The sequence below is a fragment of the Paenibacillus sp. FSL K6-2393 genome (genome assembly GCF_038002545.1).
Taxonomy (GTDB): domain Bacteria; phylum Bacillota; class Bacilli; order Paenibacillales; family Paenibacillaceae; genus Paenibacillus.
The window spans coordinates 2,256,970-2,283,619 of record NZ_JBBOCU010000001.1; the positions used below are offsets into that span (position 1 = coordinate 2,256,970).

At 46.8% G+C, this 26,650-nt stretch carries 24 protein-coding genes; 18 read left to right on the plus strand and 6 right to left on the minus strand.

The genetic code is table 11. The features are described from left to right. The first annotated feature begins 98 nt into the window (after positions 1-98). The 5 genes from MHI14_RS09935 (at position 99) to MHI14_RS09955 (ending at position 2,990) form a co-directional block, all read left to right on the plus strand. Positions 99-518, plus strand: a complete 420-nt coding sequence (locus tag MHI14_RS09935; protein WP_017687397.1) for an organic hydroperoxide resistance protein — start codon at positions 99-101, stop codon at positions 516-518. A gap of 171 nt (positions 519-689) precedes the next feature. Then, a complete protein-coding gene (locus tag MHI14_RS09940) occupies positions 690-1,256 on the plus strand; it encodes a YdhK family protein (RefSeq protein ID WP_091034810.1) in 567 nt (188 codons plus the stop codon). A gap of 110 nt (positions 1,257-1,366) precedes the next feature. After that, the gene (locus MHI14_RS09945; RefSeq protein ID WP_017687398.1) at positions 1,367-1,546 is read left to right on the plus strand and encodes a hypothetical protein; all 180 of its coding nucleotides are present in this window, start codon (positions 1,367-1,369) and stop codon (positions 1,544-1,546) included. A 474-nt stretch (positions 1,547-2,020) separates the two neighbouring features. Next, a complete protein-coding gene (locus tag MHI14_RS09950) occupies positions 2,021-2,575 on the plus strand; it encodes a copper amine oxidase (protein ID WP_036614723.1) in 555 nt (184 codons plus the stop codon). Between the two features lie 97 nt (positions 2,576-2,672). Further along, positions 2,673-2,990, plus strand: coding sequence for a DUF1292 domain-containing protein (locus MHI14_RS09955; protein WP_036614722.1), 318 nt, complete (start codon positions 2,673-2,675; stop codon positions 2,988-2,990). 209 nt (positions 2,991-3,199) lie between these two features. On the opposite strand, the gene MHI14_RS09960 is transcribed toward MHI14_RS09955, so the two are convergent. Beyond that, the gene (locus MHI14_RS09960) at positions 3,200-4,675 is read right to left on the minus strand and encodes an aminotransferase class I/II-fold pyridoxal phosphate-dependent enzyme (RefSeq protein ID WP_047844430.1); all 1,476 of its coding nucleotides are present in this window, start codon (positions 4,673-4,675) and stop codon (positions 3,200-3,202) included. A gap of 176 nt (positions 4,676-4,851) precedes the next feature. Here MHI14_RS09960 and MHI14_RS09965 point away from each other — a divergent pair, with 176 nt between their 5' ends. Continuing rightward, complete coding sequence (locus tag MHI14_RS09965) at positions 4,852-6,144, plus strand: MFS transporter (RefSeq protein ID WP_091028592.1); 1,293 nt, start codon at positions 4,852-4,854, stop codon at positions 6,142-6,144. A 253-nt stretch (positions 6,145-6,397) separates the two neighbouring features. Beyond that, positions 6,398-6,997: a hypothetical protein gene (locus tag MHI14_RS09970; protein ID WP_091028595.1), complete on the plus strand. Its 600-nt coding sequence runs from the start codon at positions 6,398-6,400 to the stop codon at positions 6,995-6,997. Positions 6,998-7,073: 76 nt separating this feature from the next. Here MHI14_RS09970 and MHI14_RS09975 read toward each other — a convergent pair whose 3' ends face one another. Further along, positions 7,074-7,679, minus strand: a complete 606-nt coding sequence (locus tag MHI14_RS09975) for a suppressor of fused domain protein (RefSeq protein ID WP_341130247.1) — start codon at positions 7,677-7,679, stop codon at positions 7,074-7,076. A gap of 262 nt (positions 7,680-7,941) precedes the next feature. Here MHI14_RS09975 and gndA point away from each other — a divergent pair, with 262 nt between their 5' ends. Together gndA and MHI14_RS09985 are read left to right on the plus strand one after the other, a co-directional pair. Continuing rightward, on the plus strand, positions 7,942-9,351 hold the full coding sequence (gene gndA / locus MHI14_RS09980; RefSeq protein ID WP_091014235.1) for an NADP-dependent phosphogluconate dehydrogenase: 1,410 nt from the start codon (positions 7,942-7,944) through the stop codon (positions 9,349-9,351). Positions 9,352-9,946: 595 nt separating this feature from the next. Continuing rightward, positions 9,947-10,456, plus strand: a complete 510-nt coding sequence (locus MHI14_RS09985) for a shikimate kinase (protein ID WP_223868845.1) — start codon at positions 9,947-9,949, stop codon at positions 10,454-10,456. Between the two features lie 136 nt (positions 10,457-10,592). Here the strand turns inward: MHI14_RS09985 and MHI14_RS09990 are convergent, their stop codons facing one another. Further along, a complete protein-coding gene (locus tag MHI14_RS09990) occupies positions 10,593-10,898 on the minus strand; it encodes a rhodanese-like domain-containing protein (protein ID WP_017687407.1) in 306 nt (101 codons plus the stop codon). A gap of 105 nt (positions 10,899-11,003) precedes the next feature. Between MHI14_RS09990 and aroA the strand changes: the two genes are divergently transcribed. From aroA to ptsP, 4 genes are all read left to right on the plus strand, one after another. Then, positions 11,004-12,299: a 3-phosphoshikimate 1-carboxyvinyltransferase gene (gene aroA, locus MHI14_RS09995; RefSeq protein ID WP_047843705.1), complete on the plus strand. Its 1,296-nt coding sequence runs from the start codon at positions 11,004-11,006 to the stop codon at positions 12,297-12,299. Positions 12,300-12,358: 59 nt separating this feature from the next. Next, positions 12,359-12,793: a CoA-binding protein gene (locus MHI14_RS10000; RefSeq protein ID WP_017687409.1), complete on the plus strand. Its 435-nt coding sequence runs from the start codon at positions 12,359-12,361 to the stop codon at positions 12,791-12,793. 196 nt (positions 12,794-12,989) lie between these two features. Continuing rightward, the gene (locus MHI14_RS10005; RefSeq protein ID WP_036674872.1) at positions 12,990-14,870 is read left to right on the plus strand and encodes a glucose PTS transporter subunit IIA; all 1,881 of its coding nucleotides are present in this window, start codon (positions 12,990-12,992) and stop codon (positions 14,868-14,870) included. Continuing rightward, positions 14,867-16,627, plus strand: coding sequence for a phosphoenolpyruvate--protein phosphotransferase (gene ptsP, locus MHI14_RS10010; protein ID WP_036614699.1), 1,761 nt, complete (start codon positions 14,867-14,869; stop codon positions 16,625-16,627). Before MHI14_RS10005 ends, ptsP begins: the two co-directional genes overlap by 4 nt. A gap of 120 nt (positions 16,628-16,747) precedes the next feature. On the opposite strand, the gene MHI14_RS10015 is transcribed toward ptsP, so the two are convergent. Then, the gene (locus tag MHI14_RS10015; protein ID WP_341130248.1) at positions 16,748-17,272 is read right to left on the minus strand and encodes a type 1 glutamine amidotransferase domain-containing protein; all 525 of its coding nucleotides are present in this window, start codon (positions 17,270-17,272) and stop codon (positions 16,748-16,750) included. Positions 17,273-17,547: 275 nt separating this feature from the next. On the opposite strand from MHI14_RS10015, the gene MHI14_RS10020 reads away from it, so the two are divergent. From MHI14_RS10020 to MHI14_RS10035, 4 genes are all read left to right on the plus strand, one after another. Then, complete coding sequence (locus tag MHI14_RS10020) at positions 17,548-17,961, plus strand: hypothetical protein (RefSeq protein ID WP_091014249.1); 414 nt, start codon at positions 17,548-17,550, stop codon at positions 17,959-17,961. Between the two features lie 122 nt (positions 17,962-18,083). Continuing rightward, complete coding sequence (ytxJ, locus tag MHI14_RS10025; RefSeq protein ID WP_091028599.1) at positions 18,084-18,431, plus strand: bacillithiol system redox-active protein YtxJ; 348 nt, start codon at positions 18,084-18,086, stop codon at positions 18,429-18,431. A 92-nt stretch (positions 18,432-18,523) separates the two neighbouring features. After that, positions 18,524-19,537: a catabolite control protein A gene (gene ccpA / locus MHI14_RS10030; protein WP_062835383.1), complete on the plus strand. Its 1,014-nt coding sequence runs from the start codon at positions 18,524-18,526 to the stop codon at positions 19,535-19,537. Positions 19,538-19,656: 119 nt separating this feature from the next. Then, entirely contained in the window at positions 19,657-20,352 is a 696-nt protein-coding gene (locus tag MHI14_RS10035; protein ID WP_341130249.1) for a 5'-methylthioadenosine/adenosylhomocysteine nucleosidase, read from the plus strand. A gap of 138 nt (positions 20,353-20,490) precedes the next feature. On the opposite strand, the gene MHI14_RS10040 is transcribed toward MHI14_RS10035, so the two are convergent. Next, a complete protein-coding gene (locus MHI14_RS10040; protein WP_091028605.1) occupies positions 20,491-21,123 on the minus strand; it encodes a GNAT family N-acetyltransferase in 633 nt (210 codons plus the stop codon). Positions 21,124-21,418: 295 nt separating this feature from the next. On the opposite strand from MHI14_RS10040, the gene acsA reads away from it, so the two are divergent. Further along, complete coding sequence (gene acsA, locus MHI14_RS10045; protein ID WP_341130250.1) at positions 21,419-23,143, plus strand: acetate--CoA ligase; 1,725 nt, start codon at positions 21,419-21,421, stop codon at positions 23,141-23,143. 241 nt (positions 23,144-23,384) lie between these two features. Here acsA and MHI14_RS10050 read toward each other — a convergent pair whose 3' ends face one another. Then, positions 23,385-26,489 carry a transglycosylase domain-containing protein gene (locus tag MHI14_RS10050; protein ID WP_341130251.1) on the minus strand — a complete coding sequence of 1,035 codons (3,105 nt, stop codon included), beginning with the start codon at positions 26,487-26,489 and terminating at the stop codon, positions 23,385-23,387. Positions 26,490-26,650 lie beyond the last annotated feature (161 nt).

Sequence of the window (26,650 nt, forward strand, 5' to 3'; positions counted from 1 at the left end):
CATACACAATTTAATTGTGTACAATGTAATTGTTGGTGATACAAAAGAGATCGAAATGTAGTCAAAATAAATCTAATTAACTAAAGGAGTTTTCACAAATGAAAACATTATATGAAACAACAGTCATTAATACAGGCGGACGTCAAGGAATCGTACAATCCCCAGATAACGTGTTTATGTTGGATGTTGCTGCACCACCTGAACTCGGAGGACAAGTGACGACAGCTACCAATCCGGAGCAGTTGTTTGCAGCAGGGTATAGTGCTTGTTTTAACTCCGCACTGGAGTTTCAATTGAAGAAACACAAAGTTGAAATTGAAAGAAGTACAGTAGCTGCTACTGTAATGTTGGTGACGGACTCTGAGGACAACGGTGTGAAGCTTCAAGTCGATTTGGAAGTTAAGATTCTCGGTCTGGATGAGGAAACAGCACAGAAATTTGTGAAACTTGCCCATGACTACTGCCCATATTCCAAAGGAATCAAAGGGAACGTGAATGTTAACGTGGAATTGGCGTAATCATTGAAACTATTTGTTGTTATAAGAAGCCTCCGAGAAATCGGAGGTTTTTTTGTATTATTTTGCTCCATTGTAAGATGTGCTTTGCCCAGAAAAAGCAATAATAATGATTACAATATACCTATAGGGGGTATAATGAATGATACAAATAGAATTAAAGGAGTGCAAACCATGAAAAAATATTTACTGACCCTATCGACTATATTGATTACAGGCAGTTTGATTTTGAGTGGTTGTGGCAAGGAGACTCGGCAAACTATTGAAAGCAACGATGACAGTCATACAGCTACCGCAGGTGAGATGCACCATTCTGAATCGGGAGAGCTACCGGAAGGACTGCGGGAAAAAAACAATCCCACCTTCCCAGTAGGAAGCCAGGCGCTGATGAGTGCCGACCACATGTCAGGCATGAAGGGTGCAAAAGCAAAGATCGTTGGAGCATATGAAACTACGGTATATGCAGTTACGTATACACCAACAACAGGCGGAGATCCCGTGCAAAATCATAAATGGGTTATCCATGAGGAAATACAGGACCATAAGGAACAACCGTATGCGGCAGGTTCTGAGGTAGTGTTGAGCGCTGATCACATGAAAGGGATGAAGGGTGTGAAGGCCACAATTGATTCTGCTGAAGAGACAACGGTATATATGGTTGATTATACCCCGACAACAGGGGGAGATTTGATTAAGAATCACAAATGGGTCACAGAAGAAGAATTAACTGCTATCCAATAGAACCATTTGTATAAAACAGCCCTTTTTATACAGAAAAATCAATTTAATACTCAATTATGGGTTATAATGGTATTAAGATTATACAAAACTGCTGAAAGGGGAATGTACTTATGATGGATTTTAGCAAACCGCCCCATGGCTCTGAGACCGATACCCACCGTCAGCGTCATCAGGAGAATGAACAGAAATACCTGTCCGGAGGCAAGAGCATTTGGTATGAAATCAGCAACTGGCTCATTCTTGGAGGTATCCTCCTTGTCATATTTTTATTATTTAAATACGTTTTCTAAATAGACACACAACCGGGCGAATCCCCATATGATGCATTACATCAGTAAGCACTTGGGGAAATGGGGAATCCGGGATGGCAAAGGCAAAAGGAAAGAAAGCTCCCGCATTAAAGAGTGATAAAATACGTGTATCCATGAAGTTGGTCACTTCGGATGTATGTGAGAGATGTAAGACACCATGTACACGAGGCATGGATTATGCTGCACGTATGAGAATTGAAGGGGCTTTAGGCAAGGGCGTTCCTTGTATATTGACCCGGCATACTTCTTCATAACTCTTCGTATAATCCCGTGTATATAACAATTATAGATCAGGGGCATCCTTTAATGAGGATCGCCTCTTTTTGTGCATTCCAAGGGGTGGAAAAAATTCTGGATAAAAAATGAAAAATGATGAAAAACAGCGCAACTTTGTGGATGAATCTGCAGTATAAATGTACAACAGCTAGCAGCAGGGGAGGGAATATTGACGGGATGAAATGGAAACGAATATTGCTTTGTGTCACGGTATTCTCCTTGCTCGGCGGGTCTTTATTGTTTGCAGATTCGGTGAACGAGAAGATTCGTGTTCTCATTAACGGCAAGGAAGCAGCTGATGGAGGTTATCTCATTGATGGAACGACCTATGTACCTGTGAGGGAAGCCGGAGGCGTCGTCAAATGGGACAGCAGTAACAAGAGAGTAACGGTGATCAAACCGAATGTACATATTTTTCTCTTCAAGGGAGACACTGTATTTGGCAACGTTAACGTAGGTAAGCTGAAATTCAATGTATTTTCTCAAGTGGACAGTCTGACAGCAGATGTAGCTGCGGTGAAAGTAACAATTACCAATCCAAGCGGTCAGGTGAAGGATATCCAGTCACAGGAGCTTACGACACAGAAGGATAACTTCTGGTTCCGCACATACGATTTTACGTACGATTTCAGTCGTGCCGGCAAGTATCAGGTCGGCTTTCATATTAAAGAAAATGCAAACAGCAGCTACGTCCTGGTAGCGGAGAAAATCATTACAGCGCTGAACGATTGAAGCGAAAATTACCCTGTGAGTTAAATTGACCTGGGTCATTGAACATGTTACGATATGCAAGGTTACACAATTTCTATTTATAAAGCGAGGTATTTCAATGAGCGATCACACACATGAACACGGCGATGGCTGCGGATGCGGGCAAGACCACGACCACGACCACGAGCATGAAGAAGTCCTTCTCACATTAACAGACGAGAACGGCCAAGACGTGGAGATGGTTTTGGTGGAGACGTTTGACGTGGAGAAGCATGTTTATGCGCTCCTGCTGGAACGTAATAATCCTGAAGCTGACGGCATCATCCTGCGTATGGAAGAAGAAGACGAGGAAATGGTGCTCTACAATATTGAAGACGAAGAAGAGTGGAACCGCGTTGAAGCGGCTTACAACGAACTCGTTGCATCACAAGAATAGTCATTCTTTTGGAACATAACATGAAGGCTCCTTGATCTCAGGGGGCCTTTTGTTTGTTTTTTAAGAGGTATACGAGCATTTACACCACCGATTTGAACGACGAAATAGACGGGAAAATGCAAACTCGCTTGTCCCATAAAATAAAAAAGGACCAAGCTTAAGGCTTGGTCCTTTAAGTTCATCCCATTTACAGCGCAAATGGGGTTGTTTTAGAAAATGGCATCGGCTTCCACGATCACTTTAACGTTGGTTACGCTGCGATCTTCGGGTCCTTTGACGGGTAATCCAACTTCGACATGATCGATGATGTAGTCGATGTTTTCCTGGGTGATAACCTCACCCGGTAACAGGATCGGAATTCCTGGCGGATAGACATAGATGAATTCCGAGATAATACGTCCTGCGGATTCCTTAAACGGAATCACTTCGGTATCACCGTAGAATGCATCACGTGGAGTCAGCATCAACTGTGGAATGTCCGGAACTTTTACGACCAGTTCATGGGCCGGGTTCACTTGATAATAGGTACGGGAGAGATCCTGCAAAGCGTTCAGCAAGATATCCACACTGTCATCCGTATCTCCTGGCGTGATGAGACACAGAATATTGTACATATCACTAAGTTCGACCTCGATGTTGTAATGTTCACGCAGCCAGTTCTCTGTCTCATACCCTGTAATGCCCAGATGGCGAACATGGATCGTTACTTTGGTTGGATCATAGTTGAAGGTTGCTTCTGTACCCAGCAACTCTCTACCGAAGCAATACAGGCCATCCATATCATTAATCGAACGTCTGGCAAACTCAGCTAGTTCAATGGCCTTCTGTGCAATTTCACGACCGTGGAGTGCCAGGTTACGTCTTGACGTATCGAGTGAAGCAAGCAAAATGTATGAAGTTGATGTTGAGGTGAGCAGACTCAGAATCGTCTGTACACGCTGTGGATTCACGAACCCATTCTTTGTATTCAAGTTGAGTACGGAACTCTGTGTCATGGAGCCACCAAGCTTGTGAACACTGGTTGCAGCCATATCGGCACCTGCTGCCATCGCAGACAACGGCAGATCCTCATGGAAATGAATGAGTACACCGTGTGCTTCATCAACGAGGACAGGGACTTGATAGCTGTGTGCAAGCTCAACAATCTCTTTTAGATCGGTAACCACGCCGTAATAGGTCGGGTTAATTACAAGCAATGCCTTGGCATCTGGATGACGCTCAAGTGCGCGACGGATAGACTGTGTAGTCACTCCGTGGTCAATGCCCAGATTGGCATCTTGTGAAGGAGAAACAAATACGGGTTTGGCGCCTGAGAAAATAATGGCGGACAAAACTGATTTATGCACATTACGGGGCACAATAATTTTGTCACCCGGTGAACATACAGACAGAATCATGGTCATAATGGCACTGCTTGTGCCTTGTACACTAAAATAGGTATAATCGGCTCCGAAGGCATCTGCTGCCAAAATTTGTGCTTCCTGAATGACACCGGTTGGCTGATGCAGGTCATCCAACGGTGCGATGTTAATCAAATCTATGGAGAAGGCATTATCGCCAATAAATTCACGGAATTCGGTATCCGCTCCCAATCCTTTTTTATGGCCCGGAATATGAAACTGTACCGGATTGAGTGCCGCATGATTTTTTAAAGCGGTAAACAGCGGCGTACGGTGGTGATTCATCAGTGCTGTCACAACCCTTCCTAATAAAATTGGTAAACAAAGATGAGTATAGCAAATTAAGAACCGAATGCAACAGTATAATCGACAATTTTTTGAATTGCCGAGATTTGGACACATTCCCCACGGTTACACTAAGGATAGGGAATAGGCAATTGAACGGCGAAAGGGGAAAAAGAATGCAAACCGATACAAAACCAGCCAAAATTTTGCGATCACCATTTTTTATCGCGATGTGGCTGACACTTTTTCTAGTTGAAATTATCAAAGGGGCCTTGTTGGTAGCTGTTTTGCCCGTCTATATGGACAATATACTGGGTCTGTCCGCAGGCGTCATTGGTGTGGCATTTGCTCTTCAATATCTGGGAGATAATCTGTTCCGGGCGCCTTCCGGCTGGGCAGCAGAACGGATCGGGTTCCGCGCAACGATGGTTACAGCACTAATCTGTACCTTAATCGCTGTTATTATGATCCTTTTTCTCAAAAGTGCCTTTGGCCTGGCCATGGCCTGTCTCATTCTTGGCATTGGTACGTCACCACTTTGGCCTTGCGCCATGACAGGGGTGACGGCGATGTCTGGCCCACAGAACAAAAATGGTACAGCAATGGGGGCGCTGGAGATGGCTGCTCTCGGCGGAACGGGACTTGGACCAATAGGCATGAACTGGCTGCTGGAGCGCACGCATCATGATTATCGAACTATATTCCTCGTGCTGATGGGTTGTGCCATTCTCGTTATTCTGGTGGCCATGATTCTTCCCGGACGTGTCATTGTTGAAGGCGAGCATGCCGAGCAAGCGGCGAAGAATAGCGATGCGAAATATCCAGCCAAACCGAATCTGCTCACACCGTTCATCCGGCTGCAAAAGAGTGTGAAGGGCACACTGCAACGGGTACGCAGCACGCTTAATGTTAATCCACTGGTGTATCCTGCCTTGTTTATGCAGTCGTTTGTCATCGGGCTGCTCAGTCCAGTCATCACGCTATATACACGCACAGACCTGCACATCTCACCGAACCTTTACAGTTTGTTGCTGATTGCGGGTGGTGGAATAACCGTTATTGCCTTACTGCCTGTTGGTAAAATGGTAGACAGGTTTGGCACGAAACCGTTCCTGAACGTTGGTTTTTTGATGGCGGCGGCGAGTCTGTTCGCATTCTCCTCCATAACATCCATTCCGGTGGTGTTTGGTGTTGTCATGCTGGTGGGGATCAGTTATGCCATGATTTTGCCCGCCTGGAATGCTTTTGTAGCCACTCTGATTCCCAAAGGGGAGCGGGGAGCAATCTGGGGATTCTTCCTTACATTGCAGGGATCTGGCATGGTTGTAGGCCCTATTGTTTCCGGGTTGCTGTGGGACCACGTTAGCCATCCGGCCCCATTCATTGGCAGTGCCATCGTCATGGCAGGACTTGCCGTTGTGCACTTTGTGTTATCCCGCAATCCGTTTCGCACCGCTCCGGCCAAATAAGCAAAAGAAAAGGGAGTTCCACCAACCGTCTTGGTTGTGGAGCTCCCTTTTTCGCGTCCATTATATCACGATAATCGGGGGCTTGCCCCTGTGCGTCTGCGGAAAGCTGCAATCCTGCGGTCCTTTCGGTGAAAAATAGTCAAATAACCAAGTACCCTTACATAAAATGAAGTATAAAATAGGGTAAGCCGATTGAGTAGAAGCGATTGAAGACGAGGGCCGGAGTTGATCCGGTACAGATGGAGGGAGTGCCGTGAATAAGAGTTATGAAGTTGAATATTGCAATCTGGAGCTGCGGTTCAACCGTCGGCATATCCAAAATTTGATCAGAGACCTTATTCGTGAGGGATATTCACTATATTGGAGCGAGGACGAATCCTTTTTTATCCTGTCAGTCCGGACCGGCCGCAAGCTGGTAAAGCTCCGCTTTCAACAGACACGCACGGGGAACTACAAGATGACTGGAGATTATATCATTAAGGATGCAAAACTTGCAGAGTGGCTGGAGAAGCTGATTGGAGATACACGCGGGCATGCGGTTGTGAAGCGGTTCAAGGATCAGCAGATGACCGTGGAGAATATTTTATTCGGTGAAGTCATTCGGCTCGTGGAAGTTTCCGGATTCAAACAGCGTGTCATTTTTCAAAAGGAACCTGCGCCGACGGCGGAAGAGATGGAAGAAATGTTCCTCTCGCGTGAAGGCGAGGAAAGGCTCATGTTGTTGCGCATGGAAGTGGACGATGAACTGGAGCGCCTGTATACGGCTGTTCAACTGAATAATACGGAAAAGGCAAATGCCTGCCGCGAAGCATTGAAACAGTTGTCTGGACATCTGTTAATGCTGGAAGGTTGATGAATATTTCTTTTGAAAGTCATCTATACCAAAGCCCCGGCGCAAGCCAGGGCTCTATTTTTGTGCCTAACGGGCATCACGGACGACAGGGGTTGATGATGGAATATTGCGAGCTTTCAATCCAGGCATCAAATTCATCCAATCCTTTGGTGAGCAACAGGTTGGCTTCAAAAGAAGTGATGGGTACTGCCCACAGTAATGCTATCGTTTCATGACCCACATGAATCTGTTCGAGGGATTCTTTTTCTCCCCGCAATTCATCAATGAGAAAGGCATTCGCATTCCATCGGGCTGGTGCTAATTCGCTTGATTCCATCACACGGGGAACCGTCGAATCCGGCACATTTTCGATGTGATGGGAGATCAGATCGACCAGGTACGTGTTGACACGCTCCACCTCTTCACCGCCAAGATCCGGTTGCAGCGCAAGCATCCATTCAGCAGCTACAAGCTCTCCTGAGGGCCGCGTTGCCTGAGACAACCCTACCGTCACGAATCTTGCGATGCCAGATTGAATTGTGGCCGGAAAATAATAGATTTCTACATGAATGTTTCTGTCTGGCTTCGAAAGAACGATCCTGAGCTCTGGCACCCCCCATTCATTCATATACGCCCCCAGAAGAAATGTTCTTCGAATATCCAGGGAAATCCGTTCCTCTTTTGAGAGCTGCTCTAACGCCATTATGTACAATCCTCCTTTTTGTTCGAACTTCATTGGATATAATTATAACATTGTACAATACAATATTGGATTACTTTGGCATGATGTATTGCCTTCACGGTTCTATTTATGAAAATACGATGAACACCTCAGCAGATTGGGGTGTTTTATCGTTGCGTAACGGTGTCACGGGGTTCACTTCTATACATAAAACCGTTAAAATAGGAGTATTGTTGAGAATTTATTTCAATAAAATTAATTGGAGCAAAGGATGGAGGACCAGATGACAAAACAACAAATTGGCGTAATTGGCCTGGCTGTCATGGGCAAAAATTTGGCCCTTAACATTGAAAGCAAAGGTTTCTCAGTATCGGTATATAACCGTTCCCCGGAGAAAACCAATGATCTTCTGAAAGAAGCTGAAGGTAAAAACCTGACAGGCTCATTCTCCATTGAAGAGTTCGTAGCATCCCTGGAATCCCCGCGCAAAATTTTGATCATGGTACAAGCCGGCAAAGCGACCGACGCTACCATTGAACAACTGCTTCCTCACCTGGATGAGGGCGACATCATCATTGATGGAGGGAACGCATACTTCCCTGACACGCAACGTCGCAGCAAAGAGTTGGAAGACAAAGGCATTCGCTTCATCGGTACAGGTGTATCCGGTGGTGAAGAAGGCGCACTGAAAGGCCCGTCCATCATGCCTGGTGGACAGGAAAGTGCTTATAAACTGGTTGAACCGATCCTGACGGCGATCTCGGCCAAAGTCGGTGACGATCCATGTTGTACATATATTGGACCTGATGGTGCCGGACACTATGTTAAAATGGTGCATAACGGTATCGAGTACGGAGACATGCAGTTGATTGGTGAAGCGTACCACTTGCTCAAATCCGTTTTAAACGTTTCTGTTGAAGAGCTTCATGCGATCTTTACGGAATGGAATCAAGGGGAGCTGGACAGCTACCTGATCGAAATCACTGCAGATATCTTCTCCAAATACGATCCGGAAACGGGCAAACCAATGGTTGACGTTATTCTGGACGCGGCTGGACAAAAAGGAACAGGTAAATGGACAAGCCAAAGTGCGCTGGATCTCGGCGTACCATTGTCCATGATTACAGAATCCGTATTCTCCCGTTTCCTGTCTGCCATGAAGGACGAGCGTGTAGCAGCTAGCAAAATCCTGAATGGACCAGCGACTGAAGCGTTCTCCGGCGACAAAAAAGCGTTCATCGAGAGCGTGCGTAAAGCCCTCTTTGCAAGTAAAATCGTATCCTACGCACAAGGATTTGCACAAATGCGTGCAGCTTCCGACGAGTATGGCTGGGATCTGAAATACGGCAACATTGCCATGATCTTCCGTGGCGGCTGCATCATCCGTTCGCAGTTCCTGCAAAACATCAAGGAAGCTTATGATAAAGACGCAGCTCTGAAAAACTTGCTCTTGGATCCTTACTTCCAAAACATCGTTGAGTCTTATCAAGGCGCATGGCGTGAAGTCGTAGCGGCTGCTGTAAAACAAGGTGTTCCGGTACCTGGCTTCTCCAGCGCTCTTTCTTACTACGACAGCTACCGTACAGAGCGTTTGCCAGCAAACTTGCTGCAAGCTCAACGTGACTACTTCGGTGCTCACACGTTCAAACGTGTGGACAAAGAAGGCAGCTTCCACCACAACTGGATGGAGTAGTACCACATATACTACAAGGCTATTAGATTTGGCCAAAGTGCCCTTAAGCAGGAGCTTTAGCCTGCTAAGGGGCTCAAAAGAGGTTTGGCGTTCCGGTGATTGCCGGTTAACGCTGGGCCTCTTTTTTTACTTTGTTATAAGTAATAGTGTTGATGGAGACGATATGTAGCTGATTCTAGACCTAATGAACAGGAGACACTCTATTTTGGCAAAATGAGCCGGTTCAATTTTTTAACGAACTCAGAAGGCACTATTTCAATAATTCGCAGCGAGATTTCGCTGTTTTGACGGTGATTTTTTGAAATAAGCTTACTGAGATTCGTTAGAAGTTTAACTGCGCCTATTTTACGTAAATAAGTTCATTGGAGTTCGTTAGTTTCCTGGGATGGTTACTGATTGAGACGTATGTGGGCTCAAAACTGCTTAAGGTGATCTAACGTAGGCTTAGATGCCGGGAGTTACTTGATCTGTCTTGGAAGTACTTGCGGATGGTCGAAAGGAAGTCGGTAAGGAGATGGTCTTTCCCAGTCCGCAGGGCTGTGTTATGATAGGACAAAAGTGCTCACGAATTGCTTGAATTAAAGGAGTGTACACCTTGAGCAAGTCTAACAATATTATTCTCATTGGTATGATGGGAACCGGCAAATCAACCGTCGCTGACATGCTTGCACGCGAGCTTGGTTATCGATTGATTGATGTAGACGCCGCGGTGGAAAAAGAGGAAGGCTGTACGATTCCAGAATTGTTCACTGGCAAGGGAGAGACGTATTTCCGTGATGCCGAGAGCCGCATGTTGTGCTCGATGCTGGAGAAGAAGTCACAGGTCATAGCGACCGGAGGTGGCGTAGTGCTGCGTTCGGATAATTGTGACGTGATGTTGAAAAATGGATGGGTTGTTGCCTTGACTGCTGATCCGGCAGTGATTGTAGAGCGTGTTAGTGGCTGTGACAATCGTCCACTCCTCGCAGGCAATGCAGAGGAACGCATTCAGGCAATTATGGAAGAACGGAAAGACGCATATCGGTTCGCACATTATACGGTGGATACAACGGAGTTATCCGCTGCTGAAGTGACTCGTTTAATTTTAGCGCATTACCGCGTCTAAGCTTGTTATCATCGAAGTTTGATGGTTGATAGGTGGTGGCAGATATAACAAAACGGGCCATATAGGCCCGTTTCTAGAAGTGGAGCAGAGCAGAAGTCATAAGGCTACAAATGACTTCGCTTCTCTCCTAGTTTCTCTAGTCTTCCTGTTGCCACTGAAGCATACCGCCGACCATGTTTGTACAGCCTTCATATCCCAGTTGCTGCAGATATTCACAGGCACGCTCACTGCGGTAACCGCTACGACAGATGATCACGATCTCGCCTGATTTCTCAATCTCAGACAGTCGGTCCGGAATCTGTCCAAGCGGAATATGCTTGGCTCCTTCGATCATGCCTTGCGCGACTTCATCGTCCTCGCGGACGTCTATCATCTGCAGCTTCTCTCCCGCCTGTAAACGGCGGCGCAGCTCAGACGTTTCAATTTCAGCTATTTGTGTCATATTCAGGTCCTCTTTTCTGTATGGACTTAACGCTATAATGATACCCAAGCGATGCACGGAATGTCAATTTGGCCACAATATAATCAATGAAGGAGAATTTCATCCATGGACGTTATTGTTAAACCAACCCCCACTCTGAACGGGGAAATCGGGGCTCTGTCCTCCAAAAACTACACGACTCGCTATTTGCTTGCTGCTGCGCTGGCAGAAGGCACAAGTACCATTCATTTCCCGGCACACAGTGAAGACAGTGACGCGATGCGCAGATGTATTCGCGATCTGGGGGCAGTACTTGAAGAAGACGACAGCAAGATTGTGATCCAGGGATTTGGCAGTCATCCCCGTGATGTACGTGAATTGAATGTCGGGAATGCGGGTGCTGTACTTCGTTTCCTGATGGGCGTTACAGCGCTCTGCCCTGACGTTACATTTGTGAACACGTACCCTGATTCGCTAGGCAAACGCCCTCATGATGACCTGATCGATGCGCTTGGCCAATTGGGTGTAGATGTACAACACGAACAAGGACGCCTGCCGATTACAATCAAGGGTGGCAATGCCAAGGGTGGACACATTCGTGTATCCGGCTCCGTCAGCTCCCAATATCTGAGTGCATTGTTGTTTGTTACGCCGTTGCTTGCAGAAGACAGCACCATCGAAGTGCTGAATGACCTGAAGTCCAAGGTTGTTATCGGACAGACCCTGGAAGTGCTGGAGCAGGCAGGCATCGTTATCCATGCAAGTGATGATTACATGTCCTTCCGTGTACCAGGTGGACAGGCTTACCAGCCAACGACCTACACGGTTCAAGGGGACTACCCGGGCTCGGCAGCCGTTCTTGCCGCAGCAGCGGTTACACAGTCTGATGTGAAAATTCTGCGCCTGATGGAGCAGAGCAAACAGGGTGAACGTGCCATCGTTGACGTGCTGCGCATGATGGAAGTGCCATTGACACATGAGAACGATGTTGTACACGTTCAAGGTAATGGCAGACTGAAAGCGATCGAATTCGACGGGGATGCCGCGACGGACGCCGTTTTGGCTATGGTAGCCGCAGCTGTGTTTGCGGAAGGAACGTCACGGTTCTATAATGTAGAGAACCTGCGTTACAAGGAATGTGACCGAATCACCGATTACTTGAACGAACTGCGGAAGGCAGGAGCGAACGTTGAAGAGCGTCAAGCTGAGATTATCGTACACGGACGTCCAGAAGGCGTTGAAGGCGGCGTTGAGATTAACGCTCACTACGATCATCGCGTAATTATGGCGCTCACTGTTGTTGGTCTGCGTTCCAAGGAGCCGCTTCGTATTCGGGATGCACACCATGTAGCCAAGTCTTATCCGCAATATTTCGATCATTTGCAGGCGCTTGGCGCCTCGGTTCAATGGGTAAAAGAGTAAATAACTGAAAATCAGTCTTTTGAACACGCACTTTAATCAGAAAAGGATGGTGCTTGAACATGGAATTTAACAACCCTACTCGTGAAGAAATTGGACAACTTTTGCGCAAGGCAGGCAACATCGCAGTCGTCGGCTTATCAGACAAATCAGATCGCACTTCCTATATGGTGGCAGAAGCCATGCAGAGCAGAGGTTATCGCATCATCCCGGTTAATCCACAGGTGCAAGGTGAAATCCTTGGCGAGACGGTATATGCCACACTCGCGGATATTCCAGAGCCGGTAGACATTGTCAATGTGTTTCGTCGCGAAGAGTTTTGCGCGGATGTCGCTCGTGACGCCGCTGCCATCAAAGCCAATGTGCTGTGGCTGCAGCTTGGCATCCATAGTGATGAAGCGGTCCAGATTGCTGCAGAGAATGGCATGACAGCGGTAACGAATCGTTGTATCAAGGTAGAGGATTCCATCGTTCTGCGCGGCGCTGGACGCGGCTGAGAGGCTCGTTCACCTGTGATCGAATGATCTCCTGATCTGAACCAATTGAATGATTATAGGATGAATCCCGTTAACTTGAAGTTGACGGGATTTTTTCTGCTCTATTTTTGCCGTTATAATTACCAATTGGTTACTGTTTTGCTTTGACAAAACGTTGCGTAAAGCTTACCATCTAGGATAGAAAGGAGAGGTCGCCATGAATTGGCTCGGATCCTTGCAGCAGCTCGGACGAGCGGTAATGCTGCCTACAATGGTCCTGCCCGCAGCCGCAATTTTGCTCAGTGTTGGCAGTCTGCCTTGGGACGCCTGGGGATTGGATATTGTCGGTGAAGTGTCTACCGTGGCCGGACACGGTATTTTTTATTTCTTACCGTATTTGTTCGCTGTCGGTGTAGCACTGGGACTCTCCAACCAGGCCGGACAAGCGGGACTTGCTGCTCTGGCTGGTATCGTGATATATGATCAGGTGACTCGGAACTTCGGGGATGGCACCGTTCAGCCCGCTTCCTTAATCGGAATCATACTCGGCGCGCTTGCCGGTGGGATGCATAATCGGTTTAAAAGCATTAAACTGCCTGAAATTTTACAATTTTTTGGAGGTTCAAGGTTTGTTTTGCTCATCGTCGGACTCTGTTCGGCATTGTTCTCCTGTTTTATGTTATGGCTCGCTCCGATCCTACAGCATGGATTGAACGGCATTGCTACTTGGGAATACAGTCTCGGGGGTTTTGGACTGTTCATTTACGGGGTGTTATACAGGGTGCTGGTGGCTTTCGGGCTTCATCACCTGCTTAACAATGTGTTTTGGTTCCAGTTAGGGACGTTTGAAACGCCTGATGGTAACATTGTGCAAGGGGATTTGCCCCGATTTTTTGCAGGTGATCCAACGGCAGGATTCTTTATGGCGGGTTTGTTTCCCATCATGATGTTTGCCATTCCGGCAATAGCCTTTGCTATTATTCAGGAAGCCAGGGAAGATCTGAAACCAAAAATCAAGAAAACTTTTCTGACATCGGCACTCGTTTGTTTTCTAACCGGGGTATCGGAACAGATTGAGTTTGCTTTTTTGTTCGCGGCACCTTATCTGTTCATCGTGCATGCAGTGATGTCCGGCGTTGCCATGTGGATTAGTTACTGGCTTGATATCCGGCATGGATTTTCTTACTCCGCAGGTATTATTGATTACATACTCAATTTCCATCTATCGGAGAATGCTTGGAAGCTCATTCCGATTGGCATACTATATGGGCTGGTTTACTACTTCCTGTTCCGATGGGCGATTCGTACGTTCAAGATTCCAACACCAGGACGTGAAGAGGGCTCCATGCTGGAAGATTGGGTAGGTAACATTCCTTATCAAGCACCTTTAATCCTCGAAGCATTGGGTGGGAAGAGTAACATTGTACAGGTTGAAGCATGTATTACACGTCTTCGCCTGACTGTGCATGATGACCGCCTGATCGACACGGGTGCCATGAAGAGTATGGGGTCCGCTGGGCTGATCAAGTTGGGTGGCGGTAACGTACAGGTGGTATTCGGGACCTACTCGGAATTGATTCGGGAAGAAATCGCGAAGCTGCTGGAAAGAGATCTGCAACAGGTTCTGTTCTGTGCCCCCGTTCAGGGCAAAATGCTCCCAATTGAAGAGGTGCCGGATCAGATCTTTGCAGCCAAGCTTGTGGGTGATGGTGTAGCCTTTGTTCCGGAAAAGGGAGAGCTGGTCTCACCCGTGTACGGAACGATTATGCACTTGTACCCGACCATGCATGCCTTGGGTATTTCTACCCGTGAGGGGCTTGAGGTGTTACTGCATATCGGCATCGATACCTCTCAATTGAAAGGCCATTTTGAAGCTTTTGTTCAGGAGGGCGATACGGTGGAGCCAGGGCAGTTGTTAATCAAGTTTGATCTGGCAGTACTCCGCGAGCAAGCGGCGTCACTGACAACACCAATGGTAATTACGAATCCGGATCGTGTAAAATCATGGAGTTTTGCTCCATTTAAGCAAGTTAAGAAAGGTCAGGCATCCGTTATGTCCGTGGTGCTCTATGACAGGAACGTTGGAGGGGTAGAATGAAGATACAAGGCATCAACGGAGCTGCAGGCATAGCCATCGGCAAAGCATTTGTCCTGCCCAGTTGGGAATGGGATCTGCCGGATCAGAAGATGGATTCGGTAGATCTCGCCCAAGAGTTCGAACGGCTGTATGAGGGCATACGGACATCTAAGGATGAGATCGAATATATCAAAAATGAGTTCAAGGAAGTTGTTGGTCCGGAGGAGTCCAGTATTTTTGATGCACATCTTGCAATCCTCGAAGATCCAGTATTCATGAACGAAATTCGCGGCATTATCGAGCGTCAATATAAGGCAGCAGAAGTGGCGGTCAAAGAAGCCATTGATCACTTTGTCACGATGTTTGACTTGCTGGAAGACGAGTATATGAAGGAGCGGGCAATTGACATCAAGGATGTGGGTAACCGTCTGCTCAAGCATTTGCTCGGTGCACCGGAGATTACACTTCCTTCGGATACCCAGCCGTATGTGCTCGTTGCCAAAGAACTGTCGCCATCTCAACTGGCGCATCTGAATCCGACCCATGTACTAGGCATTGTGACCTTGATTGGCGGGAAAACATCACATTCTGCGATTATGGCTCGTGCCCTTGGTATTCCTCTCGTTTCCGGTCTGGAAGCGAGTCTTGGCATGCCGGTAGAGACAGGGGATATGCTTGTGGTGGATGGTGACAATGGCTTGGTATTTACGGACCCGGATCGCAAGACGATTGAACGGTATACCATGCTTCGCAGCAAACAACTGAAGAAAAAGGAACAACTTCAAGTCCTTGCTACCGTGGATGCCGTAACCAAAGATGGGGCCGTTTTGCACTTGGCTTCCAATATCAGTTCGGTGAAGGAATTGGACCTTGCTTTGAAACAAGGAGCCAAAGGTGTGGGCTTGTTCCGAACAGAGTTTTTGTATATGGACCGTGCTACGTTCCCGGGTGAGCAAGAACAGTATGAGGTGTATCGTCTTGTGGCAGAGAAAACAGCAGGACAATCTGTTGTTATTCGTACACTGGATATCGGTGGTGACAAGCAACTCGATTACTTTGAACTGCCGGAGGAAGACAATCCGTTTCTGGGGTACCGTGCCATTCGGATTAGTCTGGACCGCAAGGATCTGTTCAAAACACAGCTTACAGCCATTCTGCGTGCCAGCGCTGCTGGAAATGTCAAAATCATGTACCCGATGATCTCTTCGGTGGAGGAACTTCAGCAGGCCAATGAGATTCTCCGTGAGGCGATGTCTGATCTGGACGAGCGCGGATTATCATACGACCCTCACATTCAGGTGGGAATTATGATCGAAGTTCCTGCAGCGGTGATGATTGCTGATCTGCTCGCAGAGGAAGCTGATTTCTTCAGTATTGGTACGAACGACCTGGTTCAATATGTACTGGCAGTAGATCGAATGAATGAGCAGATTGCTCATATGTATCACCCCTATCATCCGGCTGTTCTGCGGATGCTTCGTGCGACAGCAGATGCGGCTCATACGGCTGGAATTGATGTCAGTGTGTGCGGAGAGATGGCAGGGGACGAACGCGCCATTCCGCTTTGGTTGGAGCTTGGCATTCGCCACTTGAGTATGTCTCCACAATCCCTGTTACGTGTGAAGCACAGAGTGCTGAACACAACAGCATCAGCTGCCAAAGAAGAAGCGCGAAAGTGCTTCGCCTTACGGACCAGCGGAGATATTGAGGAGCGACTGCAAGTCTTTAATGACTCCACGGGAAGTCCAGATGAACAAAGTGGTTCGAACGCATCATGATTAGGTAAAATGGATATAAATACCTTTAAGTTAATATATTTACATTTGTGATAATTATTTATTGGAAAACTTGTTATATAAAATAACCCCAATGTGCATGAGAGCACAATGGGGTTATTTTTACTTGTCAGCGAGTGCATCACAGAATGCCTTGCCATAAGGTGGAAGGTCAGGCGGACGACGTGCCGAGATGATATGTCCATCAACAAGAACCGCTTCATCTTTCCAGATCGCACCTGCATTTTCCATGTCATCCCGAATGCCTGGTGTAGAGGTTACTGTAACTCCGTCCAGAATTTTGGCTGAAATCAGCACCCAGCCCGCATGACAGATCTGTCCAATCGGTTTCCGGTCTGCATTCATTTCCTTCACAAGCTCCAGTACTTTGGGATAACGACGCAGCTTGTCTGGCGCCCAACCGCCTGGCACGAGAATACCATCGTAATCTGAACTGTCGAGTTCATCGAAACTGTATTCGGCTTCAGCAGGCACACCGTATTTGCCAATATAGGTTTTTCCTTTTTTCTCACCAGCAAGATGCACTTCTGCACCTTCTTCACGAACCCGATGTACAGGGTACCACAATTCTAAATCCTCGAATTCTTCATCGACCAGAGCGATGACTTTTTTACCGGTTAACCTCATGTCCATCTCTCCTTTTTGCGGTGATATATCTGTTGCGTCTTTAATTGTAACAGATTCTCCAAGGGACTTCATGGAAGTGCATATTCAGTTTGGAGGAAGCGATTACAAGTCAGTAACTGCCTGCGTTCGACAACCTTCATCTGGAGGGAGTGGTAATTTGTGCAACCTTTCGTATATAGCAGGATTTGAGCCGAAATAGGTCGAATGGTACTTATATAGAGTATAGAACGAATGAGGTGATGGTGGTGCGCAAGTCGTGCAGATGTGGACATGTAATGGAGTTGGAATTAAGAACAGTGGTATACGCCAAAAAAGTGGAGATTCGAAACGTACCCGTATTTGCGTGTACAGACTGTGTATCATACGAAGTGCTTCCGCCGGTCAAGCCGGACTTAACAGAATGCATAAACACATTGGGTGAACAGCCCGTGAAGCAAGACGTATCTTTTGGTGAACGTAATGAACTGGCAGACCTGTTTCATGAGCTACTGCTGGCCTGGCCGGATGCGACCGATCGGGAGATGGAATATCGAATGCAGCAAGCAGTGGAGGAGCGTATCAATCTGTTGCTGGACATTATGGGTTACGCAACGAAGTCTGGTGATACAGCGTGGATTGAGACCACGGAGCGCAGATTAAGTCAATTATCCGGATTTGTGTGGCAGGAGTACTTCTCAAATGCTGTCTAATTTTGACGTGTAAAATGCTTGTTTTCATGAAAATTGGCTTTTTCGCGCACTTTTTGTTAAGATATCGAAGAGTGAAAACGCTCAACATAGCGGTATTCCTGGTAAAGGGGGATGTATATCTAATGGCTGACATGACTAAAATGACAAGTATTGAACAGCTAAACTCCGCAGTGGAGGCTACCGAGGATCAACCCTTGCTTCTGTTTAAGCATAGCACGCGCTGTCCGATCAGCTCGAACGCTTATCAGGAGATGAACGATTATTTGCTTAACAATGCCAATGAACAAGTGAAATATGGCATCATCTATGTTGTGGAAGATCGCCCGGTATCCAATGAAGCAGCAGACAAGCTGGGTGTTAAGCACGAATCTCCACAGGCAATCCTGATCAAAAAGGGAATTCCTGTATGGCATACTTCCCATTCAGATATTACTAGAACCACACTTACGAATGTTTTGAGTGAGTCCTAAAGCCTATTTTAATTGATTAATGCAAAAATTTGTCGTAATATAAATCTTAATGAAAATGGTATGAAAATTTACTGGTAATGGAGAGAAGTACTGTGACGGTAACCATTTATGATGTGGCACGTGAAGCTGGAGTGTCTATGGCAACGGTATCACGGGTAGTTAATAATAACCCTAATGTCAAACCGCAAACGCGGAAAAAAGTATATGAAGCCATCGAACGGTTGGGATATCGTCCGAATGCGGTAGCCAGAGGTCTGGCAAGCAAGAAGACAACCACGGTCGGGGTCGTTATTCCAGATATTTCGAACTCAACCTTCGCGGAGATTGCCCGCGGAATTGAAGATATTGCGAATATGTATCACTACAATATTATTTTGTGTAATGCAGATAAGAAGAAAGAAAAAGAAATTCGTGTTATCAACACGTTGCTCGAAAAGCAAGTAGACGGACTGCTCTTCATGGGTGGAACAGTAACGGACGAACACATTCAGGCGTTCCAGTCTGCGGCTGTGCCGATCGTACTTTGTGCAACGAGTGATGAGAAGGGCACATTCCCTTCGGTGGATATTGACCATGAGGCGGCTGCGTTTGACGCGGTAAACACCCTGATTCGTCATGGACACAAGGAAATTGCGATGATCAGTGGTACACTGCAAGATCCGGCGAATGGATATGCCCGTTTCCAAGGTTACAAGAAAGCACTGGAAGCAGCAGGCATGGAATACCAAGAAGATCTGGTACGTATCGGTAACTATCGTTACGAATCCGGTGTGGAAGCGATGAAATATTTCCTCGGACTGAAGAAGAAACCGTCGGCGATCTTTGCTGCAACAGATGAAATGGCGATTGGTGCCATTCACAGCATTCAGGATGAAGGTCTGAAAGTACCGGATGATTTCTCCATTATTAGTGTGGATAACATCCGTATGGCTTCCATGGTGCGTCCTCAGTTGACAACAGTGGCTCAGCCAATGTACGACCTGGGTGCAGTAGCGATGCGTTTGCTGACCAAGTTGATGAAGAAAGAAAATGTGGAGAACCCACGGGTTATTTTGCCGCATGAAACGATTCTTCGTCTGTCTGTAAGTCACGCAGATGTAGTTTAATCGGGATTATATACAGTAAGGGAGAAGTCATTCTCTCTACATAGTGGATATGCGAAAGCTCCGGAGACGGAGCTTTTGTGCTGAATGAGGTTAAAAGTGAAAACAGGAGGTATCGGAAGATGCGTGAAACGATTGGGATTATCGGAGCGATGGATGAGGAAGTCGAGCTTTTGCTGGCAGGCATGAAGCAGCTTGAGACGGTCAAACAAACCGGGATTACATACGTTGCAGGCGAGTGGCTGGGCAAGCAAATTGTCGTGTGCAAATCCGGCGTAGGTAAAGTCAATGCAGCAGTTACGACGCAGATTTTGATTGATCGTTTTCAAGTTGATCGTATTATCTTCACAGGTGTTGCGGGTGCAGTTAACCCGGAGCTGAACATTGGAGATATGGTTATATCGTCTGTATGTATTCAGCACGACATGGATGTAACGCCACTGGGGTTCGCACGCGGGGTTATTCCTTACCAAGAGACATCTGCATTCCCTGCCGAGGCTTCGCTTATTACATTGGCTGAAGAAGCGTGTAAAGCTCAGGGAGCCAATTACCTGATCGGTAAAGTGTTATCGGGAGACCAATTTATTGCGAATAAAGATACGGTTAACATGTTATATACGGAAATGGACGGTGCATGTGCTGAGATGGAAGGGGCTGCAGTTGCTCAGGTCTGTTACATGAATCGTGTACCATTTGTTGTCCTGCGTGGGATGTCAGATAAAGCGGATGGTTCGGCGCATGTTAACTTTGCTGAATTTACCGTGGAATCTTCTCAGCGTTCACACCGTATTGTGGAACATATGTTAGAAAATATGTAATGGCATAAGCTTCAGTTACAAAATCCATCCAAAATCAATGAAAAACCGCCTTTCGATTAGCTGTTCCATGAAGTATGGAGCAACGCTGCGAGAGGCGGTTTTTGTTATGTATATCTTTTTTTCGAGCAGATCATCGAATTAGTACATGAACCGATGGCGAAAGCGTACACGATCAAACTGTTCTTCCGATGTGATGGGCACCTGACTTCCGATACGTACCATCAAACAGTTCGCAGGATGTGAACAGATTTCGGGGTCGTCTGTTGCATACCACGTCATGTCGATCGTTTCCATCAGCCTCTCCATCATTTTGCGATAATCCCATACGTTTAGTCCGCTGCCCTTCAGATCCCAATGCCAATAATATTCTGTGGTGAAAATAATGTAGTTCTCCATGTATTTATCTTCCAAAGAGGTAAGCAACATCTCACGTCCAATGCCAAGCGAGCGATAGTCGTCCGCAACCTCGATTGCCCCAAGCTCAATCAGATCAGTCATATTACCCTCGGACCAGCGTTCACAATCATCCGCATAGTGAAAGGTTACATAACCAATAATCGTCTCATTTTCATGTGCAATGATAATTCGACCTTCAGGTAATGCAGCGATCTCTGCGAGAGCTTCCTGCTGCTCCGTTGGGCGCCGAAAGGCATCCAGATCCGGATGGAAGGCAAGACGGGTTATCTCCTCGGCCTGCACGGGGCCTTCAACAGTAATCCGGTGGCCGGACTTGAAGATGGAACGCATGTGATGTTCTTTGATATGTTCCATGGTTCATGCTCCTCTCTCTCCTACTTATAGAGGTTGTTCAAAAAGTCCGCTATAGCAAAAATCCAAAAAATTGAAAAGCCATAGACGACAATTGAAAAGATTTGCTATAATTGCGTAGACAAAAAATGTTCACAATTCAATACAGTATAGTTAACATCTGTTTGGCCGAGCAAGTACATGATGAGAAGTTCTCTCTACTAATGTAAGCGCTAACTGGAAGTTCAGTCAACACAAAGGCAATGAGAAATGACCCCTAACGGGAATCGAAATGTCGAGTTGAAGGAGGCTGGCAAGCATGAGTCAAGCACATGGTGAGATGCTGCAAACGGTTGTGTCTGAATCTAATCTGGGCGATTACACGGAGGCGAGAAGCCGGTTCGATTGGGAATCGGTGGAAAGGCACTTTACGTGGCACGCCAGCGGAAAAGTAAACATGGCGCATGAAGCGATTGATCGTCATGTACTGGAAGGAAGGGGCGGGAAAACCGCTTTATTGTATAGCGATGCTTCACGTGAAGAGTCCTATACTTTCGCTGATCTGAGTGAACAGTCGAGTCGGTTCGGGAATGTTCTCCGCAAATATGGCATAGCCAAAGGGGAGCGAGTGTTTATTTTTATGCCTCGAAGTCCTGAGCTGTATTTTAGTCTTCTGGGCATATTGAAAGCTGGAGCCATCGCGGGCCCTTTGTTCGAAGCTTTTATGGAAACGGCTGTGAAGGATCGGCTGGAAGATAGCGGAGCAGTAGCACTCGTCACAACTCCAGAATTACTGAAACGCATCAAACGTTCCGAGTTGCCCGAACTCAAACATATATTTATCGTGGGTGGGGGCGTACAGACTGAAGAAGGACTCATCGATTTTGATGCAGAGATGTCTGCCGCTTCGGATGAGATGGAAGTAGAGTGGCTGAATCGTGAGGATGGTTTGCTTATTCATTATACCTCAGGCTCTACGGGTAAACCCAAAGGGGTGTACCATGTTCAAAATGCCATGATTCAGCACTATTATACAGGTAAGGTTGTTCTGGATTTACGTGAGGATGATGTGTACTGGTGCACTGCTGACCCTGGTTGGGTGACAGGGACTTCTTACGGTATCTTTGCTCCATGGCTCAACGGAGTGACCAATGTGATACGGGGCGGTCGTTTCAGCCCTCAAGATTGGTACAGCACCATCCAGAAGAACAAAGTCACGATCTGGTACAGTGCACCAACGGCCTTCCGTATGCTGATGGGAGCGGGAGAAGAGACCATCGCCCAGTTTGATCTGAGCAGTCTGCGTCATGTCATGTCTGTCGGTGAACCGCTCAATCCGGAGGTTGTTCGTTGGGGATGGAAAGCCTATGGTCAGCGAATTCATGATACATGGTGGATGACGGAAACAGGTGCACAGTTGATCTGTAACTATCCCGGAATGCCGATCAAGCCTGGCTCCATGGGACGACCATTGCCTGGCATCGAAGCAGCGATTATTGATGATCGCGGGCAGGAATTGCCGCCGTACAGTATGGGTAATCTGGCCATACGAGCACCTTGGCCATCCATGATGGCGAAGATCTGGAATAACCCTGTGAAATACGAGGAGTATTTCAGGCTTACGGGTTGGTATGTATCCGGTGACTCTGCTTATATGGACGAAGAAGGCTATTTCTGGTTCCAGGGACGGATTGATGATGTGATTAATTCGTCAGGCGAGCGCATCGGACCCTTTGAGGTGGAGAGCAAGCTTGTGGAGCATCCTGCGGTAGCAGAGGCGGGTGTAATCGGTAAGCCGGATGTGACACGTGGGGAGATCATCAAGGCCTTTGTGGCGCTTCGTGAAGGATATGAGGCGACACCGGAGCTGAAAGAAGAGATCTATCGTTTTGTCAAAGAGGGCTTGTCTGCCCACGCTGCTCCGCGTGAGATTGAGTTTAAGGATAAACTGCCCAAGACACGTTCTGGCAAGATCATGAGGCGTGTATTGAAAGCCTGGGAGCTTGATCTGCCAGCAGGGGATTTGTCCACCATTGAAGACTAACGCAATAGTGCCAGGATCATCAATGTGTTGGTATCGATGCCGATACAAATGAGTGTGGGGAAGAGGTTAATACTCTGCGAATCCTAATACGGTGACTCTACCAATTAAAATCGGTTGTAAAAGCCTGCTTTATGCCAATGGCATGAAAGCAGGCTTTTTTAGCTGCTGCACAACCAAATAAAAAGCCGCACCCTCAGATACGGTCTGAGGATGCGGCTTGTTTTAGATCGCTATGCCTGAATCAGGGTTGAAAATGTACGGCCGCAGAAGGTTCGGACTCACCCGCACTGTTACTGGCAGATACCTTAAACCATCCACTGGTAGACGCAGGCACTCCATAATCCATGGTAGTTCCCGACGTTGTTCCAATTTTGGTATAAGGAGCTGAGCCTGTTTCACTGTAATATACAGCATAACTATCTGCGTTTGGAGTTGACGCCCATTGAATGCGCAGTCCTTGAGTGAGAGCAGATACGCTGACTTGACCAGGTGTGCCTGGGGCTGTCGTTGTTGTATTATCGGTCTGCGTTTCTCCCGGCGTAATGACTGTGCCTGGAACTTCAATCGGCTCATTAATCTCTTCTTCCACAGGAGGAGGTACACTTCCAGCACTATTTACTGTAGCGCTAGGAGCAGACTCTCTGCCTGCAACATCCACTGCGGTTACATAGAAGGCAAAGTTGCCACCTTGCGCTGCATATGCAGAGAATGATCTGGATTCACCAGTCAGGACAACCTGACCCTGGTTCTGGAATCCTCCACCGTTTACAGAACGGTACAGACGATAACCGACGACATCATTTTCAGGTGTGGCATTAAATGTAATGACTGCTCTGTCACCTGAGGTTGAGATGCGTACGTTGCCTGGTGCATCAGGAGCTTTGCCGTTATCTGTCCTTGGATCAATCTGTGTTGGCATGTCTGCATCAGCATCTTCAGGAAGGTAATAAGCAAGTGACTCATGTCGACTCATACGTGAGAATGCATTTTGCAATTCTTTGATGAGATCCGAGATTGGTTTTTTACGCTTGATTACTGTTTTTTCCTTCAACATGTCCGAAGGTGTTCCGTCACGCGGAATATAGTTTACACCATTGTAAGTAATGTACCTGGCTTTGGCTACACCGTCATCGCTATCCTTCGGAACAAACTTGCTGTTGAAAATATCCGTAACAAATTTGTCAGTCATGGATGTTGGCAACTTGCCGCTGTATGCCGACACCGTGCGTGTTTCGATGCCAGATGGTTTTTTGAACGAATCCGTGACGAACAGATCTTTTTGCGTATCGATCACTTCGTTCAGGATTTTCGACCACAGTTGCTGCGCACGTTTTCTCTGTGATTTACTTTCCAGCGTATTCACCGGCTGTTTGTATCCAACCCACACGCCAAGTGTGACATCTGGTGTATAACCTTCAAACCAGACATCTGCGTAGTTTTGAGTGGAACCCGTTTTACCTACGATTGGTACACTCTTGGAATATTTGTAATTTTCACGTACTTTATCTGCCGTTCCTTCTGTAATAACGCTCCGCAGCATATCGGTCATCAGGTATGCTGTCTGCTCCGAGAAGGCTTGGACAGGTTCAGTATCGTGTTTATAAACGATGTTGCCTTTGGAATCTACAATTTTGCTAATCATGTAAGAATCGTTATATACACCATTATTGGCGATCGCACCATAGGCACTGGTTAATTCTTCAACGGTTACACCGTATTGGAGACCTCCGAGAACACCGGTCTGAGCCTGATAGTCTTCCTTCTGAATGGTGGTAATACCCAGTTTCTTGGCGAAGGTCCAAGCCTTCTCGATTCCTACTTCTTCATTAAACAACTTCAGAGCCGGTATATTAAGAGAATAATTCAGTGCTCTGCGGGCAGTGACCAGTCCCTGATACCGGTTATTGGCATTCTTGGCAATGTGGTAGCCGCTCGGACCATTTTTGAGAATGATCGGTGAGTCATCAATAATAGAAGCAGGTTGGACAAGACCTTCATCTAGCGCAGGAAGATAAGCGGCTATAGGTTTCATCGTTGAACCTGGCTGACGTATCATCTGCGTTGCGTAGTTCATCTGTTCATCCTGGAAATTCCGGCCCTCAATCATACCCAGAATAGCACCCGTTTTGTGATTAATCAGCATGGCAGCAGTTTGTTCTTTTCCTTTGACAGGATCATCTGCTGAGAAATTGCTGTCATCTTCCGCAATGGTACGCATCGTTTTGTAGATACTTTTGTTGATGGTCGTGTAGATACGATATCCACCTGTCCGCAGTTGCGTCTGAGCTTCCTCTAATAATGCACTGCTTTCCTTTTGAGGTGTGTCTGCATCCGTAGCTTTGTCTGTGTCTGTAGATTCACCTGTGTCGGAATTCAACTGTTTCATCAAAATCTGTGCAGCTTGTCGTTCCGTTTCCATCATAAGATATGGATAAGTGTTGTAAGCCTTGATGGTCTTCGGAGCGAGAGAGCTTTTGATATCAAAAGCAAGAGCTTTGTCATACTCGGACTGATTGATTTTGCCCAGTTCAAGCATACGACGCAGTACCAGATGCTGACGGTTGATTGCGCGGTCAAAATTCTCCTCTACAAAATCACCTTTACCGTTAAAAGCGGAGTAAGAGGAGGGGAGTTGTGGCAATCCAGCAAGATAAGCAGCTTGAGCGATGTTGATTTTATCCAGATCGTTAATATTGAACAATCCTTTGGCGGCCGCTTTGATTCCGTAAACGTTGTATCCGCTGGAACCATTACCAAAAGGAACTTTGTTCAGATAGGCTGTCATGATCTCGTCTTTGGTCAGGAAACGTTCGAGTCGGAGTGAGAGCAAAATTTCTTTCACTTTCCGATCTTCTGTGCGATCCAGATTCAAAAACACACGACGCGCCAATTGCTGAGTCAGTGTGCTACCGCCGGTTTGTACTGATTCTTTCAGCACTTTCTGTTTCACGGCACGTAGTGTTCCGCTCATGTCTACACCTTTATGTTCGTAAAAATGATTGTCTTCAATCGAAATGACAGCATCAATAACCTTCTGTGGGATCTGGTCCGTAGTGACCGGACGCCTGTCTTCTTCCGTACGTAATTGACCGATCGGACTGCCGTCGGCAAAGTAAGCAAAGCCTGTGATGGAGTTTTCGCTGACTTTTTGTTCAATCAGGGCCCTTGAACGGACAGGCTCGTCTTTCACAATGGAACTGACGTATCCCATCAAAGCACCGCCTACAAATAGTGCCCCCATAAATCCAAGGACAACCATCCATTTGACGAAACTTCCCAGTCTGCGGGCAAAGCTGCGTTTGCGTACAGGCTGTTCATCGGGCTTTTTCTTATTAACATCAACCATTCAGTGTCTTCCTCCTTTTAACAGCACTTATTATAGCATAAAAAGGCGGGTTTGCATGCCTGAGAAATACAAGTAATGGTCGAAATTTGCCATTCTGCCATGCATTATGCTATATATGATGCGATATTGAAGCACATTTCATGAGTTGTAAGCCAAAATAA

What these genes read in the sequence shown, in the direction of transcription:
- MHI14_RS09990 (WP_017687407.1), bottom strand. Translation starts at nt 10,898, where the DNA reads ATGACACAAATAGCTGAAATTGAAACGTCTGAGCTGCGCCGCCGTTTA.
- MHI14_RS09955 (WP_036614722.1), top strand. Translation starts at nt 2,673, where the DNA reads ATGAGCGATCACACACATGAACACGGCGATGGCTGCGGATGCGGGCAA.
- MHI14_RS09965 (WP_091028592.1), top strand. Translation starts at nt 4,852, where the DNA reads ATGCAAACCGATACAAAACCAGCCAAAATTTTGCGATCACCATTTTTT.
- MHI14_RS10005 (WP_036674872.1), top strand. Translation starts at nt 12,990, where the DNA reads ATGAATTGGCTCGGATCCTTGCAGCAGCTCGGACGAGCGGTAATGCTG.
- MHI14_RS10035 (WP_341130249.1), top strand. Translation starts at nt 19,657, where the DNA reads ATGCGTGAAACGATTGGGATTATCGGAGCGATGGATGAGGAAGTCGAG.
- MHI14_RS10020 (WP_091014249.1), top strand. Translation starts at nt 17,548, where the DNA reads ATGGAGTTGGAATTAAGAACAGTGGTATACGCCAAAAAAGTGGAGATT.
- aroA (WP_047843705.1), top strand. Translation starts at nt 11,004, where the DNA reads ATGGACGTTATTGTTAAACCAACCCCCACTCTGAACGGGGAAATCGGG.
- MHI14_RS10040 (WP_091028605.1), bottom strand. Translation starts at nt 21,123, where the DNA reads ATGGAACATATCAAAGAACATCACATGCGTTCCATCTTCAAGTCCGGC.
- MHI14_RS09960 (WP_047844430.1), bottom strand. Translation starts at nt 4,675, where the DNA reads ATGAATCACCACCGTACGCCGCTGTTTACCGCTTTAAAAAATCATGCG.
- gndA (WP_091014235.1), top strand. Translation starts at nt 7,942, where the DNA reads ATGACAAAACAACAAATTGGCGTAATTGGCCTGGCTGTCATGGGCAAA.
- ytxJ (WP_091028599.1), top strand. Translation starts at nt 18,084, where the DNA reads ATGGCTGACATGACTAAAATGACAAGTATTGAACAGCTAAACTCCGCA.
- MHI14_RS09975 (WP_341130247.1), bottom strand. Translation starts at nt 7,679, where the DNA reads ATGGCGTTAGAGCAGCTCTCAAAAGAGGAACGGATTTCCCTGGATATT.
- MHI14_RS09940 (WP_091034810.1), top strand. Translation starts at nt 690, where the DNA reads ATGAAAAAATATTTACTGACCCTATCGACTATATTGATTACAGGCAGT.
- MHI14_RS10050 (WP_341130251.1), bottom strand. Translation starts at nt 26,489, where the DNA reads ATGGTTGATGTTAATAAGAAAAAGCCCGATGAACAGCCTGTACGCAAA.
- MHI14_RS10000 (WP_017687409.1), top strand. Translation starts at nt 12,359, where the DNA reads ATGGAATTTAACAACCCTACTCGTGAAGAAATTGGACAACTTTTGCGC.
- MHI14_RS09935 (WP_017687397.1), top strand. Translation starts at nt 99, where the DNA reads ATGAAAACATTATATGAAACAACAGTCATTAATACAGGCGGACGTCAA.
- MHI14_RS09945 (WP_017687398.1), top strand. Translation starts at nt 1,367, where the DNA reads ATGATGGATTTTAGCAAACCGCCCCATGGCTCTGAGACCGATACCCAC.
- acsA (WP_341130250.1), top strand. Translation starts at nt 21,419, where the DNA reads ATGAGTCAAGCACATGGTGAGATGCTGCAAACGGTTGTGTCTGAATCT.
- ptsP (WP_036614699.1), top strand. Translation starts at nt 14,867, where the DNA reads ATGAAGATACAAGGCATCAACGGAGCTGCAGGCATAGCCATCGGCAAA.
- MHI14_RS10015 (WP_341130248.1), bottom strand. Translation starts at nt 17,272, where the DNA reads ATGAGGTTAACCGGTAAAAAAGTCATCGCTCTGGTCGATGAAGAATTC.
- MHI14_RS09950 (WP_036614723.1), top strand. Translation starts at nt 2,021, where the DNA reads ATGAAATGGAAACGAATATTGCTTTGTGTCACGGTATTCTCCTTGCTC.